The 19,759-nt window shown below is 33.8% G+C and carries 19 protein-coding genes; 7 read left to right on the forward strand and 12 right to left on the reverse strand.

The features are described 5' to 3' along the window. Positions 1-185: 185 nt before the first annotated feature. The 4 genes from ACXGQW_RS06860 to ACXGQW_RS06875 all read right to left on the reverse strand — a co-directional run bounded on the left by ACXGQW_RS06860 (position 186) and on the right by ACXGQW_RS06875 (position 6,388). The gene (locus tag ACXGQW_RS06860) at positions 186-2,795 is read right to left on the reverse strand and encodes a hypothetical protein (RefSeq protein WP_457821346.1); all 2,610 of its coding nucleotides are present in this window, start codon (positions 2,793-2,795) and stop codon (positions 186-188) included. A 197-nt stretch (positions 2,796-2,992) separates the two neighbouring features. After that, entirely contained in the window at positions 2,993-4,693 is a 1,701-nt protein-coding gene (lysS, locus tag ACXGQW_RS06865; RefSeq protein ID WP_457821348.1) for a lysine--tRNA ligase, read from the reverse strand. Positions 4,694-5,005: 312 nt separating this feature from the next. After that, entirely contained in the window at positions 5,006-5,683 is a 678-nt protein-coding gene (locus ACXGQW_RS06870) for a hypothetical protein (RefSeq protein ID WP_457821350.1), read from the reverse strand. A 198-nt stretch (positions 5,684-5,881) separates the two neighbouring features. Next, complete coding sequence (locus ACXGQW_RS06875) at positions 5,882-6,388, reverse strand: DUF456 domain-containing protein (protein WP_457821352.1); 507 nt, start codon at positions 6,386-6,388, stop codon at positions 5,882-5,884. A gap of 80 nt (positions 6,389-6,468) precedes the next feature. On the opposite strand from ACXGQW_RS06875, the gene ACXGQW_RS06880 reads away from it, so the two are divergent. Further along, complete coding sequence (locus ACXGQW_RS06880; protein ID WP_457821354.1) at positions 6,469-6,945, forward strand: hypothetical protein; 477 nt, start codon at positions 6,469-6,471, stop codon at positions 6,943-6,945. Between the two features lie 11 nt (positions 6,946-6,956). Here ACXGQW_RS06880 and ACXGQW_RS06885 read toward each other — a convergent pair whose 3' ends face one another. Further along, positions 6,957-7,487: an RNA methyltransferase gene (locus ACXGQW_RS06885; protein ID WP_457821356.1), complete on the reverse strand. Its 531-nt coding sequence runs from the start codon at positions 7,485-7,487 to the stop codon at positions 6,957-6,959. 142 nt (positions 7,488-7,629) lie between these two features. Between ACXGQW_RS06885 and mutS the strand changes: the two genes are divergently transcribed. The 4 genes from mutS to ACXGQW_RS06905 are packed head-to-tail and all read left to right on the forward strand — an operon-like array spanning position 7,630 to position 12,482. Continuing rightward, positions 7,630-10,248: a DNA mismatch repair protein MutS gene (gene mutS, locus ACXGQW_RS06890; protein WP_457821358.1), complete on the forward strand. Its 2,619-nt coding sequence runs from the start codon at positions 7,630-7,632 to the stop codon at positions 10,246-10,248. Between the two features lie 10 nt (positions 10,249-10,258). Further along, positions 10,259-10,876 carry a trimeric intracellular cation channel family protein gene (locus ACXGQW_RS06895; RefSeq protein WP_457821360.1) on the forward strand — a complete coding sequence of 206 codons (618 nt, stop codon included), beginning with the start codon at positions 10,259-10,261 and terminating at the stop codon, positions 10,874-10,876. Then, the gene (locus ACXGQW_RS06900; RefSeq protein WP_457821362.1) at positions 10,869-11,330 is read left to right on the forward strand and encodes an RNA methyltransferase; all 462 of its coding nucleotides are present in this window, start codon (positions 10,869-10,871) and stop codon (positions 11,328-11,330) included. The genes ACXGQW_RS06895 and ACXGQW_RS06900 overlap by 8 nt, the downstream gene beginning before the upstream one ends. A gap of 3 nt (positions 11,331-11,333) precedes the next feature. Continuing rightward, positions 11,334-12,482 carry a sensor histidine kinase gene (locus tag ACXGQW_RS06905; RefSeq protein WP_457821364.1) on the forward strand — a complete coding sequence of 383 codons (1,149 nt, stop codon included), beginning with the start codon at positions 11,334-11,336 and terminating at the stop codon, positions 12,480-12,482. Positions 12,483-13,072: 590 nt separating this feature from the next. On the opposite strand, the gene ACXGQW_RS06910 is transcribed toward ACXGQW_RS06905, so the two are convergent. Continuing rightward, complete coding sequence (locus tag ACXGQW_RS06910; RefSeq protein WP_457821366.1) at positions 13,073-13,921, reverse strand: OmpA family protein; 849 nt, start codon at positions 13,919-13,921, stop codon at positions 13,073-13,075. Between the two features lie 64 nt (positions 13,922-13,985). Between ACXGQW_RS06910 and ACXGQW_RS06915 the strand changes: the two genes are divergently transcribed. Then, positions 13,986-15,008 carry an FAD:protein FMN transferase gene (locus ACXGQW_RS06915; protein ID WP_457821368.1) on the forward strand — a complete coding sequence of 341 codons (1,023 nt, stop codon included), beginning with the start codon at positions 13,986-13,988 and terminating at the stop codon, positions 15,006-15,008. Between the two features lie 2 nt (positions 15,009-15,010). Here ACXGQW_RS06915 and ACXGQW_RS06920 read toward each other — a convergent pair whose 3' ends face one another. Genes ACXGQW_RS06920 through ACXGQW_RS06930 form a run of 3 tightly spaced genes read right to left on the reverse strand, consistent with a single transcriptional unit; the run spans position 15,011 to position 17,033 of the window. Beyond that, positions 15,011-15,775 (reverse strand): class I SAM-dependent methyltransferase, encoded by a 765-nt coding sequence (locus tag ACXGQW_RS06920; protein WP_457821370.1) that lies wholly within the window; start codon positions 15,773-15,775, stop codon positions 15,011-15,013. Beyond that, positions 15,776-16,594 (reverse strand): type I methionyl aminopeptidase, encoded by an 819-nt coding sequence (gene map / locus ACXGQW_RS06925; RefSeq protein ID WP_457821372.1) that lies wholly within the window; start codon positions 16,592-16,594, stop codon positions 15,776-15,778. A gap of 31 nt (positions 16,595-16,625) precedes the next feature. Continuing rightward, positions 16,626-17,033: a BT0820 family HAD-type phosphatase gene (locus ACXGQW_RS06930; RefSeq protein ID WP_457821374.1), complete on the reverse strand. Its 408-nt coding sequence runs from the start codon at positions 17,031-17,033 to the stop codon at positions 16,626-16,628. A 57-nt stretch (positions 17,034-17,090) separates the two neighbouring features. Between ACXGQW_RS06930 and ACXGQW_RS06935 the strand changes: the two genes are divergently transcribed. Then, positions 17,091-17,603, forward strand: a complete 513-nt coding sequence (locus tag ACXGQW_RS06935; protein WP_457821376.1) for a gamma carbonic anhydrase family protein — start codon at positions 17,091-17,093, stop codon at positions 17,601-17,603. Here ACXGQW_RS06935 and murI read toward each other — a convergent pair. From murI to ACXGQW_RS06950, 3 genes are all read right to left on the reverse strand, one after another. Beyond that, positions 17,600-18,385 carry a glutamate racemase gene (murI, locus tag ACXGQW_RS06940; protein ID WP_457821378.1) on the reverse strand — a complete coding sequence of 262 codons (786 nt, stop codon included), beginning with the start codon at positions 18,383-18,385 and terminating at the stop codon, positions 17,600-17,602. The two genes, ACXGQW_RS06935 and murI, sit on opposite strands and share 4 nt — an antisense overlap. Positions 18,386-18,552: 167 nt before the next feature. Further along, positions 18,553-19,053, reverse strand: coding sequence for an OmpH family outer membrane protein (locus tag ACXGQW_RS06945; RefSeq protein WP_457821379.1), 501 nt, complete (start codon positions 19,051-19,053; stop codon positions 18,553-18,555). A gap of 3 nt (positions 19,054-19,056) precedes the next feature. Next, positions 19,057-19,755: an OmpH family outer membrane protein gene (locus ACXGQW_RS06950; RefSeq protein WP_457821381.1), complete on the reverse strand. Its 699-nt coding sequence runs from the start codon at positions 19,753-19,755 to the stop codon at positions 19,057-19,059. Between the last annotated feature and the right edge of the window lie 4 nt (positions 19,756-19,759).

Below are 19,759 nucleotides of genomic sequence, written 5' to 3' on the forward strand. Positions count from 1 at the left end.
GTTTAAGCCGTTTGTTGATAAAAACATAATTTTAGTTAGTTTGCTTAGTCATCCATTTTTTTTAAAATTGTCTCATTGATTTTCTGAAATTTATCAATTTTTGAATCTAGTCAATTTGACTATTTACCAAAAAAAGCCGACTATAAAAACTATAGTAGGCTTTTTCCATGTTATCTAATTCTTATCTACTTGCCAAACAGTCCTTTCAATAATTTTTTACCCGTATCTTTAGCTTGGTCTTTTGCTGATTTGGATTCTTTCTCCGAACCTCCTTCTGAACTTTTATCTGTTCCCAAAATATCGTTTAGCTTTTTGCTCACTTCTGATTTTACTTTTTCTTTAGCCTTTTCTTTTTGATTGTCTACAATACTTTTAGTTAACGAAGCTACAGCATCTTTCATCTCTGGTTGAACTGTAGGGTTTGTTACTGTACCTCCAACGTTTACAACAAGTGGAACTCTCAAGTTTTCTTGGTCAGCACCACTCAATTTTCTCACCAACTCTCGCGCTTGATTTCCTAAATATTTAGCCGGTAAATCTAACTTTAAACTGTAATCCATTTGGTTGTCAAAACTATGAGAACCTCCAACAACTACGGGTATATCCTTATATTTTAAAGTGAAAGGTTGCACATTTACCTTACTATCTTTAAAGGTTATTTTAGTTTTTAAATCCTTTAAATCAGTTTTATCAAAGTCTAAGAAACCTAATTTACTTTCTGCCAAACTTAAAAATTTATTTTGGCTCGGGTCAATTTTGTCCACTTGCAGGTTTGCGAAGGCTCCTCCAGATAGCTTTGACAAATCAGGCATTAAGCTGGAATCCAATATTCCTGAGAGATTTAAGTCGGTATCAAAACGTCCGTTGAATGCACCTACTACAGGAGCTACTTTCCTCAACATCTCCAAGCTACTAAATGCGCTTGCAATGTTAATTTGTTTTAACTTCATATCGAAATCATACGCGGTAGGAGTAGGCTTGGTATCAACAAAACCGTTGATTATAGCAGTTCCTTTAAATAGGTTAGCACTTGCATCGTTAAATGTTATTTTTTGATTTTTTACTATTGTTTTCCCTCTAAAGTTTGTCAACGTAATATCATCATATAAAATTTCTTTAGCATCTACAGTTCCAACAAACTCTATATTAGACGGTACTTTAAATTGCTCAGAGGGTTGCGTAGTATCTGTATTGGTAACCTCTTCTTTTTGTGCAACCGTTGCAGTATCAGCTTCATAAAAATCGCTTACCCTGAATAATTTTGAAGCAATCTCTAATTTTCCTTTTAAAGTTCCATCAGCAAAAGCATATCCGTAGATATTGTCTAACCCTCCTTTTAATCGTACATCGGAATTACCAGAACGCAATTCAGTTTCTTTTAAATCTACATGATTGAGGCTAAATAACATCTTCGCTTTGTTAATTACTAACGGATTTGGAGTATAGTCAGACCCTACAGAAACACCGTTTAGGGTGATGCTTCCGCTGCTATCAATGTTCTGATACTGCTCTTTATCGATAGCTGCCATGTCAAAATTTGCGGCAATATGTGCTTCTACAATCCCTTTCAAGTCAAAGTCTAACGGAGGAATAGGATATGCATTTTTTAAATTTCCCAAATTTACTTTTCCATCAATTTTAGAAGCAAGAGTTAAATTAGAGATGGGTTTGGTAATAATTGCATTTGCACTGAAAACATCTTGAGCTATCTTAAAACCAAAATTTTTGATCTCAACCTGTAAATCATCCATTATACCCGTAGTATTTGTGATATGGGTATCTATATTAATATTATCAATTTTATTGGGTAAGTCTGGATATTGTACGCTTGCGTTTTCAGATTTAATGACGATATCCATTGTTGGAATGGTGTTGTCTGAATATTGTCCCTTAATAACTCCATGCAAATCCAACGCACCTGCGGTGGTTACTTTTGGGAAGTCTGCTGTGTAAGCATTAGGTATTAAAGACAGTAAACTTTTAAATTCAGATTTTTTTGATTTTAGAGTAAAATTTATGTCATAGGCATCCTTTAACATGGTAAAAACCCCATCAAAAGCTAAATTTAAGTCATTAATATAAGCAACGTTATCAGTAAAGGTCAACTTTAAATCTCCTCCGTGGTCTACTCCAACTTTGGCATCATACTCAAAATGTAAATCTTTCAAGTAAGCAACATCATCGAGCATAAAACTTATAGCATCCGCATTAGTGTGTGTATCTAATTCCAAAATATTATCCGCTAAATTACCACTACCACTGTGATTGAAATTAACCACTTTTGCACTCATATTACTTGGTACATCTTGGTAGTTAATATTAATATTCTCCAAACTATAGTTGTGTATATCTAGCGCTATTGGAGAGCTTTCTTTGGTAGTTGTTTCTTCAACTTTAGCTTCTGAAGGCAAAGCAATATCATAATTGGTAACGCTGTCTTTGTTTACTTTTACATTGACGTAGACATCTGCAATTTTAACTTTGTTAATTTTGGGTATATCTAGTAAACTCATCAAACTTACGTCTACATAGGTGTGCCCGATACTTGCGAGCGTATCTCCTAAAAAGGGAGCTTTGTTAACTACAGAAAGCTTTTTTATATCTACAGAAACATCTGGAAAACTTCTGAACATAGAAATTGACAAGTCCTGAAAGTCTATCACAGCATTTACATTTGCATTGGCTTGCTCTTTGGCAATTTTTATAATTTTCCCCTTAAAGGCAAAAGGTAAGATGAGCAGAATTAGAAGAACAACTCCTACAAAGATGGCAACTCCTTTGAATATTTTTTTCATTGAATGATTTTTTACAGTTTAAAGATACTATTCGTAACTAATTTATCCCAAACTATACAGATTGAGTTTTGTCAATTTTTTTTAAGATAGGTAATCACCAAGCTACTAAAACATCTCGACTCCGCTCGATGACCCTATAAAAATATCAAAGGGTGTTCGAGCGGAGTCGAGAACTATGCTTAAAACCAAAAGAACAACTATACCAACGCTACAAACAAACCTTCGTCCGTTTTGTTTACAGTTGCTATTTCCTTTTTTGTTAAACCTTTAATGGTTTTATCCCATTTTTTATTAGACAAACCAGACTGAGATTTTAGCTCGTTTAATTCAATTTTCTGAGCTTTCTTAATCAATTCGAACAATGCCTTTTCATCATCGTTTAAATCAACAGATGGTGTAGCCTGCACCTCTGGTCTCATTTGCGGGAAGAACAACACCTCTTGTATAGACTGATTGTTGGTTAAATACATAATTAATCTATCCATTCCAATCCCTAAACCAGATGTAGGAGGCATTCCATATTCTAAGGCTCTTAAAAAATCTTCATCTATAAAGTTGGAAGCTTCATCATCACCTCTTTCCGCTAATTTCAATTGAGCCTCAAAACGCTCTCGTTGGTCAATAGGATCGTTCAGCTCAGAGTAAGCATTTGCTACCTCTTTACCGCAAATCATCAATTCAAAACGCTCTGTTAATTCAGGATTATCTCTGTGTTCTTTACATAAAGGAGACATCTCTTTAGGATAGTCCGTAATAAACGTTGGTTGTATGTAGTTACCCTCACACTTTTCCCCAAACATTTCATCAATCAACTTTCCTTTTCCCATAGAATTATCTACCTCAATACCCATTTCTATGGCAGCAGCTCTCAACTCATCTTCATTTTTACCTGTAATATTAAAACCTGTAAAATGTTTGATAGAGTCTGCCATGGTTACTCTTGCAAAAGGAGCCTTAAAACTCACCTCATGCTCTCCAAAAACCACATCTGTAGTACCGTTTACTGCCATCGCACAATGCTCTAACAAGTTTTCGGTAAACTCCATCATCCAGTTATAATCTTTATAAGCTACATAAATTTCCATCGCTGTAAACTCTGGATTATGTGTTCGGTCCATCCCCTCGTTTCTAAAGTTTTTAGAAAACTCATAAACCCCATCAAAACCACCTACAATCAAACGTTTTAAATACAATTCGTTAGCAATACGCATGTACAACGGAATATCTAAAGAGTTGTGATGCGTAATAAACGGACGAGCAGATGCTCCCCCAGCAATAGGTTGCAAAACAGGAGTTTCTACCTCAAAATAACCAGCGTTGTTAAAAAACGAACGCATTGCATTGAATAATTTGGTACGCTTTACGAATACCTCTTTAACTTGTGGATTCACTACCAAATCTGCGTAACGCTGACGGTAACGCAACTCTGGATCATTAAATTCATCATAGGTATTTCCTTCGGCATCCGTTTTAGGTAATGGCAAAGGTTTTAAAGCCTTACTCAACAATTTAAAATCGCGAACCATTACAGAAATTTCTCCAACTTGAGTTTTAAACAATTCCCCTTCTATTCCAACAAAATCACCTAAATCCAATAATTTCTTAAACACGTCATTGTACAAGGTTTTATCTTCTCCCGTACAAATTTCGTCTCTATTAAAGTAAACCTGAATTCTACCTTCAGCATCTTGCAACTCTCCAAAAGAAGCTTTTCCTTGAATTTTCTTTCGCATCAAACGACCAGCAATAACCACCTTTTTTCCTTCCACATATCCTTCCTTAATTTCTTTGGAGTAAATATCTACAGGAAACAAATCTGCTGGATAAGGATTAATTCCTAAAGCTCTTAGCTTATCAAGCTTTTCTCTTCTTACAATTTCTTGTTCTGATAATTGCATGCTAGTACTTTTTAAATGCGTTAATTTATAGCTGGCAAAGATAATAATTAGAGCACAACAATTAAGTTTTCGTTGCACCTAATTCCGCTGTATTGATACGTGTTACGTTACACGGTTATCTTTTGGGTGTTCCCCAAGGGTCGTACTTTCGTTACTCGCTGTTTGTTGGCTTATTTCCGCTCCGCTCCAATACCCAGCAAACGAGCTCAAACAGGCCACTCAATTACTAACACAAACTTTAACTCTTGGAAACTTGGAATACTTTAAAGCAACGTAGTTTCGTTAACGAAATTCATTCAATTACCATTAGTCTTAACGTATACCTGAATAAATTTTTAGTTCAGGTAACTCTTTCACTACTTTGCACGGATTCCCGTAAGCAATACAATTGGAAGGTATGTCTTTGGTTACAACACTTCCCATACCAATTACAACATTATCTCCAATAGTTACACTGTCTCTAATCATTGCTCCAGTACCAATTTCACAACCTACACCAATTCTTACATTTCCAGAAATAACAACACCTGGATTTATATCAGTAAAAAGACCAATTGTACTGTGATGACCAACACTACTACCTCTTTTAACAAGAACTCCAAAACCTATGCGTACTTGAGAACTTATAATAACATGCGGCTCTATTAAGACTCCATTGTTTAGGGCAGAAGAATCTGCTACGTATGCACTTGGATGAATAATATTAAAATATCTATGTTCCAAAATACCATGAAAATCTTTAAAATAATGAAAGACCGAAGCTTTATTAAATGGTCCTGGAGTTGCTAAAAAAACCTGTTCAGAATCGTCAGGTGTAGTCCCCAAATTCTCTATTTTATATTTGAAATTTTTAATAGGTAAAGCAGGCAAAATTTCTTTATCCAAATTTGGATAAAATTTAAAAATACTAGGGCCATGGATTTCAGTTATGATATCAAATATAATAGCTACCGAACTTTTAGAGGCTCCTAAAAAATGGAATTCTTTCATGTTATTTAATTTTAAAAGATGTCTTCCCAACTATCTAAAAATAGAATATTCTCAGATACACATTAGAAAGAAAAATCAAATTGCTGTTTATACATTTTTTACCTACATTTGTGTTGTTGTTGTAGAACTACCTTGCGTAGTTTTAGGTTTCATTACCAATGGAAAGCTTCCCTTAACGGGTTGCTTTTTTTATTTGTGCTATACCCAGTTAAAAAAAGCAGATTTATATTCCCAAAAATCACGGATAAAGTAATATAGAAAGACCAAGCTAACAACAAACTTAATTCCTGTAGAAAAAAAGAATCCTAGCACAGAACCTAAGGAGGCTCTAAAAGCAGTTTTAAAATCTTTGCTATTGTTTACCAATTCTCCAATAAGTGCACCTAAAAATAAACTTAAAATCATCCCGATAGGAGTAAAAACCAATCCCACTATCAAACCAATCGTAGAACCCCAAACCCCGTATTTACTACCTCCAAATTTTTTGGTGGCTATGGCCGGAATAATATAATCCAACACAACCACTGCTATGGAAATGGCCAGTGTAATTCCCAAAAAGTTCCAATCCGTGGTTACTTTATCAGTTACCTGCAATAGCATTAAACCCAACCAACCAGTTGGCGGACCTGGAATTACAGGTAAAAAAGAGCCTAAAACTCCTCCAACTATAAATAAAAAACCAAAAAATAATAAAATATAATCCATTGCTATTTTCTTTGAAAACGAATATACAGCAATCTTATTAAAAAAACGTATTTTTGAGGCCACTGAGGTATTGAATTCCAATGAATAAACTACTTGTTTACCTACTTACATTAAGCCTTTTCTCATGCGAGAAACTATGCTCGGTCACTTCAGTTTTATGTAAAAATAAAGTAGAACAAACACCCCCAATAGACTTTACACAAATAGACTTATTTCCAACGTTTAACGATTGTAAATCTAAATTGAGTTACGAAGAAAGCAATGCTTGCTTTAGAACAACATTACACAAAAAATTAGGTGAACAAATAGGTACGTTAAAATTAACTACAGAAAATTATGTAACGGATACATTACTCATCAATTTTAGTATTTCTAAAAACGGAAAATTTAAATGTGAGCGTATTAAAATTAATTCTGAACTAACTGCAGCACTTCCTTATCTAAAGGATGATATCGAAGATATTGTAAACAATTTAGGAAGTATTTCTCCAGCTCAAAAAAGAGGAATTCCAGTAACATCCATGTTCACGATTCCGTTAGTTATAGAAACGGAGTAAAAAGATTTGAATTAAAATCTAAATTTCTTTAACAAATCCCATAACACAACTCCCGTTGTCACGGAGATGTTTAAAGAATGTTTAGTTCCAAATTGCGGAATTTCAATGCAAGTATCACAAGCATTTACCACCTCTTGTTGTACTCCCTTAACTTCGTTACCCATTACAATAGCATATTTTTTTGCGCTCGTCACCTCAAAGTCTTGCAGCTTCACGCTGTCCTCAGCTTGCTCAATAGCAGCTGTTACAATTCCGTCCAATTTTAATTGTTCAATTAAAGCTAGAGTATCATCCACATACTCCCATTCTACAGACTCTGTAGCACCTAACGCTGTCTTGTGTATTTCTTTGCTAGGCGGAGTTGCCGTAATTCCACAGAGATATATTTTTTCTATAGCAAAAGCATCGCTTGTTCTAAATACCGAACCAATATTGTTCAAACTCCTAATATTATCTAAAACAACTATCAAAGGAGTTTTTTTAGTGGCTTTAAATTCATCTACCTCTAATCTATTTAATTCGCTGTTTTTTAACTTACGCATTGATGGGAATTTTGAGAATTTAAAATTAAACTAATTTCTATCATAAAAAACACAAATTGTAAACAGAACCTTGATAACTTTTTGAGTGATATTTCACTTGTTGTCTTAAAAAAATTAATTTCGCTAAGAATCCCAAAAACAGATGACTGTGGCTAAAACAAAAGCAAAAAAAGAAACCCCTTTAATGAAGCAGTACAACGGTATTAAAGCTAAATACCCAGATGCTATGTTGTTATTTAGAGTGGGTGATTTTTACGAAACTTTTGGTACAGATGCCATTAAAGCTGCGCAAGTATTAAACATTACTTTGACCAAACGTGGTGCTGGTAGCGATTCTGAAACTGCTTTGGCAGGATTTCCGCACCATTCTTTAAACACCTATTTACCAAAATTGGTAAAATCGGGGTTGCGCGTAGCTATTTGTGATCAGTTAGAAGATCCTAAAATGACCAAAAAAATTGTAAAACGTGGTGTAACGGAATTGGTTACCCCAGGTGTCGCACTAAACGATGAAGTTTTACAATCTAAAAACAACAATTTTTTAGCAGCAATTCAGTTCGGAAAAAAAACAATGGGGGCTTCTTTTTTGGATATTTCTACGGGAGAATTTTTAACGGCTCAGGGAGATGCTAGTTATATTGACAAACTGTTACAAAATTTTGCTCCGAGTGAAGTTTTGGTAGAAAAGAAAAACAAAGTTTTGTTTAACGAAACTTTTGGGGATAGGTTTCATACTTTTTATTTAGACGATTGGGTTTTTCAGATTGAATATGCCACAGAGAGTTTGCTCAATCATTTTAAAGTAAATTCTTTAAAAGGATATGGAGTAGAAAATTTGCCAGAAGGGATTATTTCTTCTGGAGCTATTTTATACTATTTATCGGAAACGCAACACAATCAACTCAACCACATTACTAGCGTACAACGCGTGCACGAGAACGATTATGTTTGGATGGATAGATTTACCATTAGAAATTTGGAGCTATACCATTCCACCAACGAAAATGCAGTAACTCTTTTAAGCGTGATAGACCAAACCAACTCACCAATGGGAGCTCGTTTGCTCAAACGTTGGTTGGCACTGCCATTAAAAGAAACCAATCAAATTGTAAAAAGACATGAGGTAGTAAACTATTTTATGAATCATGATGATTTTTACAACACTACTGAATATCAAATCAAACAAATTAGTGATATTGAACGTTTGATTTCTAAAGTAGCCACAGGTAAAATAAATCCTAGAGAAGTTGTTTATCTAAAACAATCTTTAGATGCCATTATTCCCATCAAAAAAGCAGCTGAAGAGAGTGACAACATTACTTTAAAAACGATGGGAGAACAGTTGCAAGACTGTTCTTTGTTAAGGGAAAAAATTGCTCATACATTAGTAAATGATGCTCCCGTAAGCATCAATAAAGGAAATGCGATTGCAAACGGTGTGTCTCAAGAATTAGATGAATTGAGAAATATTTCTAACTCCGGAAAAGAATATTTAGACAATTTGCTGAAGAGAGAATCTGAGAGCACTGGAATTCCCTCTTTAAAAATAGCTTTTAACAACGTTTTTGGATATTATATAGAGGTAAGAAACACTCATAAAGATAAAGTTCCCGAAGAGTGGATTAGAAAGCAAACTTTGGTAAATGCAGAACGTTACATTACCGAAGAATTAAAGGAATACGAAACTAAAATTTTAGGAGCTGAAGAAAAAATTGCTTTGTTAGAGCAGCAATTATTTTCTGAATTGATTCAGTTTTTAATTGATTATATCCAACCTATACAGTTGAATGCTAATTTAATAGCGCAATTAGACTGTTTGTGTGGTTTTGCCACTTTAGCCATCAATAATAGTTATGTCAGACCTGTTATTGACGACACCACAGAGATAGAAATTAAAAACGGTCGTCATCCTGTGATAGAAAAACAATTGGCTTTTGGGGAAGAATATATTGCCAACGATATTGTTCTAAATGGAAATCAACAACAAATTATTATGATTACTGGACCCAATATGTCTGGTAAATCTGCTATTTTAAGGCAAACCGCTCTAATTGTTTTGTTAGCGCAAATAGGGGCTTACGTTCCTGCCGAACACGCGAGAATTGGTGCAGTTGATAAAATTTTTACGCGTGTTGGGGCGAGTGATAATATTTCTATGGGAGAATCTACATTTATGGTAGAAATGAATGAAACTGCTAGCATTTTGAATAATGTATCAGAACGCAGTTTAATTTTGTTGGATGAAATTGGACGTGGTACCAGTACTTATGATGGTATTTCCATTGCCTGGGCCATAGCAGAATATTTACACGAGCATAAAAGCCAAGCCAAAACATTGTTCGCAACGCACTATCATGAACTAAATGATATGTCTAACACTTTTGGTAGAATTAAAAACTTTAATGTATCGGTAAAAGAACTAAAAGACAAAGTTATTTTTCTGCGTAAGCTAACCGCTGGAGGTAGTGAACACAGTTTTGGAATACATGTGGCTAAACTCGCAGGGATGCCTCAAACCGTGATACACAGAGCAGGTAAAATGTTAAAACAATTAGAAAATAGCCACGGTTTAGAAAACAACAAAGCCAAGCTAGAAAATGCTACTCAAGAAGATGATTTTCAACTAAGTTTTTTCCAGTTAGATGATCCGTTGTTAGAGAATATTAAGGACGAAATTTTAGCCACCGATATTGACACGCTAACTCCTGTTGAAGCGCTCATGAAACTGAACGAGATCAAACGTATGCTCACAGGAAAATAATTTTACACTTATGAGTAGCATGATTGAGTACATTAATATTTCTGGTTCGTTTGTGTTTGCCATTTCTGGAGCTTTAATTGCTATTGGAAAAAAACTAGACCCTTTTGGGGTACTAATTGTTGCTTTTATTACGGCCGTTGGAGGCGGAACATTAAGAGATATTTTATTGGCGAAAGAAGTTTTTTGGTTGTATAACACGGCTATTATTTATGCCATACTACTGGGTGCAGCTATTGCCATGGTTTTTAAAACCAAACTTCAATTTTTTTCCAAACCTATGTTTTTATATGATGCTTTAGGATTGGGATTATTTACCATTACGGGAGTTCAAATTGGTTTGCAACACAGTTTGGGAGCACCCATTTGTGTCTTACTGGGAACTGTTACAGGAGTTTTTGGTGGAGTTTTAAGAGATGTTGTGGTCAATAAAATACCTGTAATTTTTAAAAAAGAAATTTATGCTACCGCTAGTGTTTTGGGAGGTGTTTTATACTTGGTGATGCTGAATTTTAGAATTCCAAATGCCTATTCTCAAATCATCTCTGTAATATTTATCATCACAATGCGTTTAATGGTTGTTCATTTTAAAATTTCGTTACCTTCTATCTACAAAAAACAAGATGATTAACAACCTAGAACAAGGCTACTTTGGTATTGGTATATACAACGGTAAAACTCCTGAAAACTTAGGAGTTTTATGGAGATCTGCGCAAAATATGGGAGCTAGTTTTATTTACACCATTGGGAATCGGTACGCTAAACAAGCTTGCGATACGCATAAGGCTGTTGGAGCTATGCCTTATTATCATTACGATACTTTTGAAGAGTTTTACAAGCACTTGCCTAAAAGTGCTGTGTTGGTGGGGGTAGAATTAGATGCTATGGCTGTACCCTTGGAAACTTTTCAACATCCCAAAAGGTGTGTTTACTTGTTGGGTGCAGAAGACCATGGTTTGTCTAAAGAAGCTATCGAGAAATCACATTTTTTAGTCAAATTCAATTCCACGCTAAGCTTAAATGTTGCTGTTGCAGGTAGTATTGTGATGTATGACAGAGGTGCCAAAACTCCTATAAATTTATAATCTATGCCTTTTATCTTGAAAATTATTCAATCCAAAAAAATGCTGCTGGTCATTGCCACAGCTATTGTTGGAATTATTCTTTTTAACACTTATCACTTTTTTGAAGGATTTAAAAAACAAGAGGAAATTAAAATGGAGATACTGGCAGATGCCTATTTTCAGTTTAACAAAGCCAAGGTCGAAGATGATATTAGCTTGTTGGTTAAAATTATAGAGAATAACAACTCTATTCCGATGATTGTGACTGATGAAAATGATCAAATTCTTCTAGACCAAAATATTGAATACAAAGAAAAAAATAAACTCGACGTATTAAATAAAGAATTGGAAGCAATGAAATTGCTACATCCTCCCATCAAAATAAATTTATCTAACAACAAGAACCAGTATATATATTACGCTACTTCAAAAATTTTGAACAAGCTAAAATTTTATCCTCTAGCTCTTGTTTTAATTTTTATTGTTTTTTTATGGATTATCTATCTTGTTTTTAACGCTTCGGCAGTATCAGATAAAAACAAACTGTGGAGTGGTATGGCCAAAGAAACTGCACATCAAATAGGGACTCCGCTTTCATCACTTTTAGGGTGGGTTGCTATTTTAAGAACCGAAAATATAAACCAAACCTATGTGGATGAAATAGAAAAAGATATAGACCATTTGAACGTGATTGCCAATCGTTTTTCAAAAATTGGTTCTGAACCTACGTTAGCACAAAATAATCCTTCGGAAATTATTGTCAACACTATTGATTATTTTAAGACAAGAAGCTCTAAAAACGTAGTCTTTAATTACACTGCTCCTAAAGAGGATATCAGCATAAAGCTCAACAAAGATTTGTTTGGATGGGTACTAGAAAACCTCATCAAAAATGCTATTGATGCGATGAAAGGTAAGGGTAATATAGATATTCAGCTGATTGATAAAAACACCGAAATTCAAATTTTAATTACTGATACAGGAAAAGGAATTCCAAAAAACTTGCAAAAAAAAGTATTTGAGCCTGGTTATACTACTAAAGAAAGAGGTTGGGGTTTAGGACTTTCTTTGACCAGACGTATTATTCATCAATATCACAAAGGAAAAGTTTTTATTAAGCAATCTCAAAAGCATACAGGTACAACTTTTCAAATTAATATTCCTAAAAAATAACTCAATAATTTTCTTAATTATTTATGTATATCTAGTTATTTCTAGTTTCAAAATTCATTTAACTCTACCGAATCATCAATATTTATAAGGTCTACTTCTTTAAGTATTTTGCATTTAGGAAATTACCTGAGCGATTTCTTAGTTTAGGCTTATACACGTATGAATAGAAAAACTATAAGTCTTATAAGGTGCTGATTCAGTTCCGTAACTTTTTTACAATCCGCCACCATACTCATCTAATTCCTTGTTAGACACACCAACTTTAGCAAACTCTCTCATTAGTTTTGGCATAGTACAAACGATTTTGCTGACTTTTTTTCATCCCTATTAATTCTAACTCTTGTATTATATATGTTTCGCTTTTACTTTGATTGACTACGACCCATTTGCTGTACAAACCAATATACTACGTTATTGGCAATCGTCGTTTATTGTTCTATTCTTCATGTTGGAGAGAATAATACTCTCGTGAAGCTAAAACTTATAGAATAATGTAATGTATTGATAAACTACTATAATTCAAATCAAAAAGAGTTCTATAAACTTAATTATAGAACTCTTTTATATGGTTAATAAGATGATTTTATCTCTTATTTTTCTGAGTCTAACAATTCAAAGAACTCATCTAGCTTAGGCATGATGATAATTTTTGTTCTTCTGTTTTTAGATCTGTTAGCAGCAGAATTATTTTCCATAACAGGAGCATATTCAGCTCTACCCGCAGCAATTAATCTAGCAGGTAATACATCGTACTTAGTTTGTAATTCACGAACTACAGCAGCAGCACGTTGTACAGATAAATCCCAGTTATCTTTAACTGAAGCACCTTCTACAACTGTTTGGTTATCTGTGTGACCTTCAACCATTACATCCATATTAGGATATTCGTTAACAACAGTTCCTACTTTCTTTAGGATAGAAGCCGCTCTTTTAGAGATTTTGTAAGATCCAGAGTTAAATAAGATTTTGTTGTTGATAGAAATAAATACTTTAGTTCCTTCAATGTTAACAGCAATATCGTCGTCGTTTAAACCGTTAGGTAAAATCTTCTTCAAATTAAAAGCAACTGCTAAATTAATGCTATCTTTTTTAGAGTTTGCTTCTTTGATGTATTTAATATAGTCGTCTTTCTTTTGCAACTGAGATAACGTCTCTCTCATGTTCTCTGTAGCAGATTTAGAGACTGCGATTAAGTTATCAACGTTCTCTAAATACTTATCGTTCCCTTTTTCTAAAAATTTAATTTTGTCCTCTAATGAAGTAACTTCGTTTTCAACTTTTCCTAAATCAACTTTAGAAGCAGATAAATCCTTTTGTGCAGACGATAATTGGTCTTGCAGCGCAGCTTGTTCAGCTTGTAAATCGTTGTACTTTTTCTTAGATACACAAGATGTTGCAACTAATGAAACTGATACGATTAATATTAATACTTTTTTCATGGTCTATAAATTGTATTTTTGTTTTAAACAAATATAAAAACTTTCTAACAAAAACCTACTCAATATGTACGTAACTAACGCGCTCAAAGCAAATAAATATTGGATGAGGTCAATTTGCTTATTTTACATTGTTGTAGGGTGTAAATCTTCTGTAAATCAGTATACTAAAATTAAAGGAAATGTATTTGGAACCACCTTTTTAGTAAAGTATATTGATAACAATCAACGCGACTTTACCCAAGATATTGCGTTGCTATTTAACGATTTTAACAATTCATTATCTACCTATCATCAGAATTCTACAATAAGCACTTTAAATAAAGGTTTATCAGAAATAGAAGTAGAGGACGAATTTAAGAGCGTTTTCCAACTATCTAAAAAAATATACAAAAACACAGAGGGCTATTTCGATCCTACTATTGGCAAAATGGTGAATGCTTGGGGATTTGGCCCTGTAAAAATTAAAAGTAATCCGACCCATACAGAGGTAGATAGTTTGATGAATTTTGTAGGCTTTGATAAAGTTAAGATAAGCGACCACACTATTATCAAAGAAAACGCAGAAATTTACTTAGATTTTAATGCGATAGCCAAAGGATATGGGGTTGATGTTATTGGGAGATTTTTAGAAAGTAAAGGAGTAAAAAACTATTTGGTTGAAATAGGCGGAGAAATAAGAGTCAAGGGAATTAATGATAAGAATAAATTATGGTCCGTGGGTATTGAAGAACCTAATTTTGATGGAACTCGTAGTTTGCAAAGAATTACCCAATTAAACAACGAGTCTATTGCAACATCGGGAAATTATAGAAAGTATAAGATAGACAGTATTACAGGCAAAAAAATAGCTCATACTTTAAATCCTAAAACAGGATTTCCTGCAGAAACTGATATGCTAAGTGCTTCCGTAATAGCTCCGGTAAGTTGTGGAGAGGTTGATGCTTATGCTACGGCTTTTATGGCTATGGGTTTTGAGAAAGCCAAAATTTTATCTAATCAATTAGATGGGATAAAAGTATTTTTTATTTACCTAGAAAATGACGAGCTTAGAACTTATGCAAGTAAGGATTTAGTCTTTCAGGAGTAGTTTTATTGCTTATAACAAACAGGCAATATTTCGTTTTTCATCAAAGCAAATTTTTGAATTTCAGTTTCAGAAAAATGTGCCGTTACTTTGAATTGTTCAACTGTAAAACCTACGTTTTTTAACCTCTCAAAGTAGTCTAGTCCGTAGATTCTTACGTGATCGTATTGACCAAAATGTTTTTGCCTTTCTTCTGGGGAAGTGATTGAAAAATCTTCGTAAGTTTTTATTCTGTTGATATCCTGAGGAACTTGAAAAATACCCCATCCGTTGGGTTTTAAAACTCTATAAAGTTCTTCCATAGCTTTACAATCGTCGATAATATGTTCTAAAACATGGTTGCAAAAAATAACATCGTAGGAGTTATCTTTAAAAGGTAAATCGCATATATCAGCTTTCACATCAGCCAATGGGGAAAATAAATCTGTTGTGGTATAGTCTAAGTTTTTCTGATTTTTAAAAAGTTTGAAGAAACATTGCTCAGGAGCTACATGTAATACTTTTAAAGGTTGAGTAAAAAAGTTAGAATGTTGCTCCAAATACAACCAAAGTAGTCGGTGTCTTTCTAAAGATAGAGTTCCTGGAGCTAGCACATTGGGTCTTTGATGCTCATATCCATAGGGTAAAAATTTTCTATAAGATTTGCCGCTAATAGGGTCGGTGAATCTGTTTCCTTTGTAATAAATATCTAAAAAAGGCTTGGCGATAAAACTAGCCTTGATTAACCAAGGTCTTGGAACTACATTTAATATGGTTTTAAACAGTCCCATTTAGGCACCATAAGGAGTAACTCTAAACTGATCTTCTACATCAGTAACAATTCCCAATGCATCATTCACATATTTAAACGTAGATAGAATTTCTGGCTTGCCATCAACTATGGCAATGTCGTGTTCAAAGTGCGCAGAAGGTTTGTTGTCCTTCGTTAGAATTGTCCATCCATCATCTAATTGAATAACATCCTTTGTACCCATGTTGGTCATAGGTTCTAAAGCAACCACCATTCCTTCCACAAATTTTTTACCTCTACCACGTTTACCATAGTTGGGCATTTGAGGATCTTCATGCATCACTTTTCCCAATCCATGTCCTACCAATTCTCTTACAACACCGTATCCGTTATCTTCTGTAAATTTTTGAATGGCATAGCCAACGTCACCCACTCTGTTTCCTGCTTTAAATTCTGCAATACCTATGTACAAACTTTGTTTGGTAATTTCTAGCAGTTTTTTAGTTTCAGGATCTACCTCGCCAACTTCGAAGGTATAAGCATGATCTCCGTAAAACCCGTTTTTAAGGGCACCACAATCAATAGAAATAATATCGCCTTCTTTTAACGGTTCGTTATTGGGAATTCCGTGAACCACCTGCTCATTGGGACTCATACACAAGGTGTTAGGAAAGTCATATAAACCCAAAAAACCAGGCTCAGCACCATGATCTCTAATAAACTCTTCAGCCATTTTATCTAACTGCAGAGTAGTTACTCCTGGTTTAACTTCCTTGGCTAACATTCCTAATGTTTTAGAAACAATTAAGGCACTTTCGCGCATCAATTCAATTTCTTCACGAGTTTTAATGACAATCATTTTCCTGTTTTATGGATGGCAAAGATAGTATTTATTTAAAGAATCCTAGAAAGCCTTTCTTTTTAGGCGATTGCAAAGTTTCATCACTAAAAAATAGTTGATGAATTTTTCCCCATCCTAAAAATCCGCCAATGTTTCTATCATCAATAAATAAATCAGCATGTAGTTTTCGTATGATTTTATCAGAAAGTATTTCTTCTGGGTAATTTTTGTTGACAGCATAAAATTCTATCCCGTTTTCTTTACAAAACGCAACAGCTTCGTCTAGTTTTTTCCCTTCTCTTAAAGTCCATAAGATTAGTCTGTAACCATGTTGTTGCATTTTTTTCATAGTTTCAAAAGCAAATAATTGAGGTTGACCAATTTTGGGATACTCATCTTTTACAATGGTACCATCAAAATCAATAGCGATAATTTTTTGGTGATTGGGAATAGACACGATATAATTTTTCTACGAAATTACAATTATATTACATTTGATTAAAATTTTTTAAGTATGATAATCAAAGAATTGAATGGAATCGAGCCAGAATTCGGTGAAAATTGTTTTTTAGCTGAAAACTGTGTTGTGATTGGAGATGTTAAAATGGGGAATGATTGTAGTGTTTGGTATAACGCTGTAATTAGGGGAGATGTGCATAGTATCAGAATAGGAAATAAAGTAAATATTCAGGATGGAGTGATGATTCATGCTACTTATAAAAAATCTCCCACCAGTATAGGAAATTCAGTTTCCATTGCTCATAATGCTATTGTTCATGGCTGTACTATAGAGGATCATGTTTTGATAGGGATGGGGGCAATTGTGATGGATGATTGCGTTTTAGAATCTAACAGTATTATAGCTGCTGGTGCAGTGCTTACCAAAGGAACCGTAGTTAAATCGGGGAGTGTTTATGCTGGAACACCTGCCAAAAAGATAAAGGACATAAGTGAAGATTTGCTAGAAAATGAAGTTAATAGAATTGCGGATGCTTACGTAAAATATGCAAGTTGGTATAAAGACTAAAGTTTTATTGATGCAACAGTTGTGCTAGGTATTTCCTGAGTCAAATGCACAAGCGTATCAATGTTACTATTGCTGAAAAGTAGATGATTTGCTTTTTTGTAATTTTGATTTAGTAGGTTGTTTTTGATTAAAACTTTTTCTGTTTGCTTGGCTACAGCAAATCCAGAATCAATAATAAAAACATGGTCTCCTACTATTTTTTTAATTTTTGAAATTAAGTAGGGGTAATGTGAACATCCTAAAACCAAATGGTCTATATTTTTTTCCATCATAGGTTTCAGAAATTGATGGAGTAAGCCCTCCATTTCATGGCTCTCAATCAAATTGTTTTCGATCAATGGAACTAGTCCTGTACCTTCTTGCTCTACTAAAATAATATCTGAAGCAAATTTTTGTGAAGTCTTATGAAATAAATCGCTACTCAACGTTCCTTTAGTTGCTAAAATACCAATAGCTTTGGTTTGTGTGGCTAGTGCAGCCGGTTTTATAGCAGGTTCTATCCCTATAAAGGGAATGTCAAATTGGTTACGGAGAACATCAATAGCATTGGTGGTAGCAGTATTGCAAGCAATAACAATAATTTTAGCCCCCTTATCAATTAAAAATTGAGTGTTTTTAATACAGATATCAACAATTTCTTGTTTTGATTTGCTTCCGTAAGGAGCATTTTTGCTATCGGCAAAATATATAGTGTCTTCGTAAGGAAGTCTGTGAATAATTTCTTTCCATATAGAAGTGCCACCTACACCAGAATCAAAAATACCAATTGGATTACTACTCATGTTTTATTTTGTCTAAGGGCAAATCTCGATAAAAGTACTTAGAATACAAAAGAGAAATAATTTCATTTAACAATTTAAAGATGATGTTTGTCAACTTAATAGGGATGAAAAAACGCTATCTGTAAGAGATAGCGTTTGGTTTTGATGTTTTGAAGCAATTAAGATTGTTACTTAACTCCTAATCTTGTTTTGATAACACTAGAAATGTCTTCTCCCTCTGCATAAATTAGAGTTCTTGCATCTAAAATATACTGAAGTCCTTTTTCTTTAGCATAAGCTTTAATCACATCTTGAGCTTTCTTAACAATAGGCTCTAGCATTTCGCGTTCTTGTTTTTGAAGTTCTTGCTGTGCTGCTTGTTGCAACTGAGCAAGTTTACTTTGGTCTTGTTGAACTTCTACCGCTCTTTCTTTATTCTCCTCGGGAGTTTTAGACTTTTCCTCAGCGGTATATCTATTAAATTTTGCTTTTAAAGCAGCTGCTTTGGCTTGGATTTCTGCTTCGTAGCTTTTTCCAATTTTTTCAATGTTGGTTTGCATTGCTTTGGCTTCTGGCATAGAGGCAACAACTTCATCTAAGTTGATATGTGCTATTTTTTGTGCTTGAGTAAATTGTGTAAATCCTAAAGCTATAATAGCAATTAATAATGTAGTTTTTATTTGTTTCATGTTTTATTTATTTAATCGTTTTTTTCGTTCTTCTTCTCTCTTTAATCTTAATGCCTCTCTTTTCTTTCTTTGTTCTTCTATTCTCTTTTCTCTAGCTATTTTGGCTTCGTTTCTTTTAATAGCAGCCTCTTCCTGTTCTATTTCCCTTTCAGATTTTTGAAGATACCTTAAAACGAGTTCGCTAATATCGTAATTGTTGTTTGTATATAACATAACAATTGAAGAAGATTTTTCAAAAATCATATCGTATTTACGAACTTTAGCAATTGTCTGAACGGCATTGTAAACCAAATCTTGATAAGGAGTTACCAATTTTTTACGCAATTCAAATAATTTACCTTCCGTACCAAAATAGGTATTTTCTGCTTTGGTGATTTCTTGTTCAAAAGCTTTAATTTCTGTTTCGCGTTCTTCTATTAAATCCTCCGTTAACAAAGGCTTTTCATTCAGATATTCCTTTCTCATTTTATCCAACTTAAGATACATCTTGTCCAAGTTGGTTTTCCAAATACCTGTTTCTTCATTTAATTTTTCTTGAGCTTCTGCATAAGAAGGAATTTTATCTAAAACATATTCTATATCCACAAAACCAATACGTTGTAATTTGGCCGGTTGTGTCTGTGCAAATAGGGTTACGCTACAGAAAACTGAAAATAAAAATATTATTTTAATGAACTTATGTATGTCTTTAGAAATAATCATGCCA

The sequence above is a fragment of the Wenyingzhuangia sp. IMCC45533 genome (assembly GCF_054111225.1).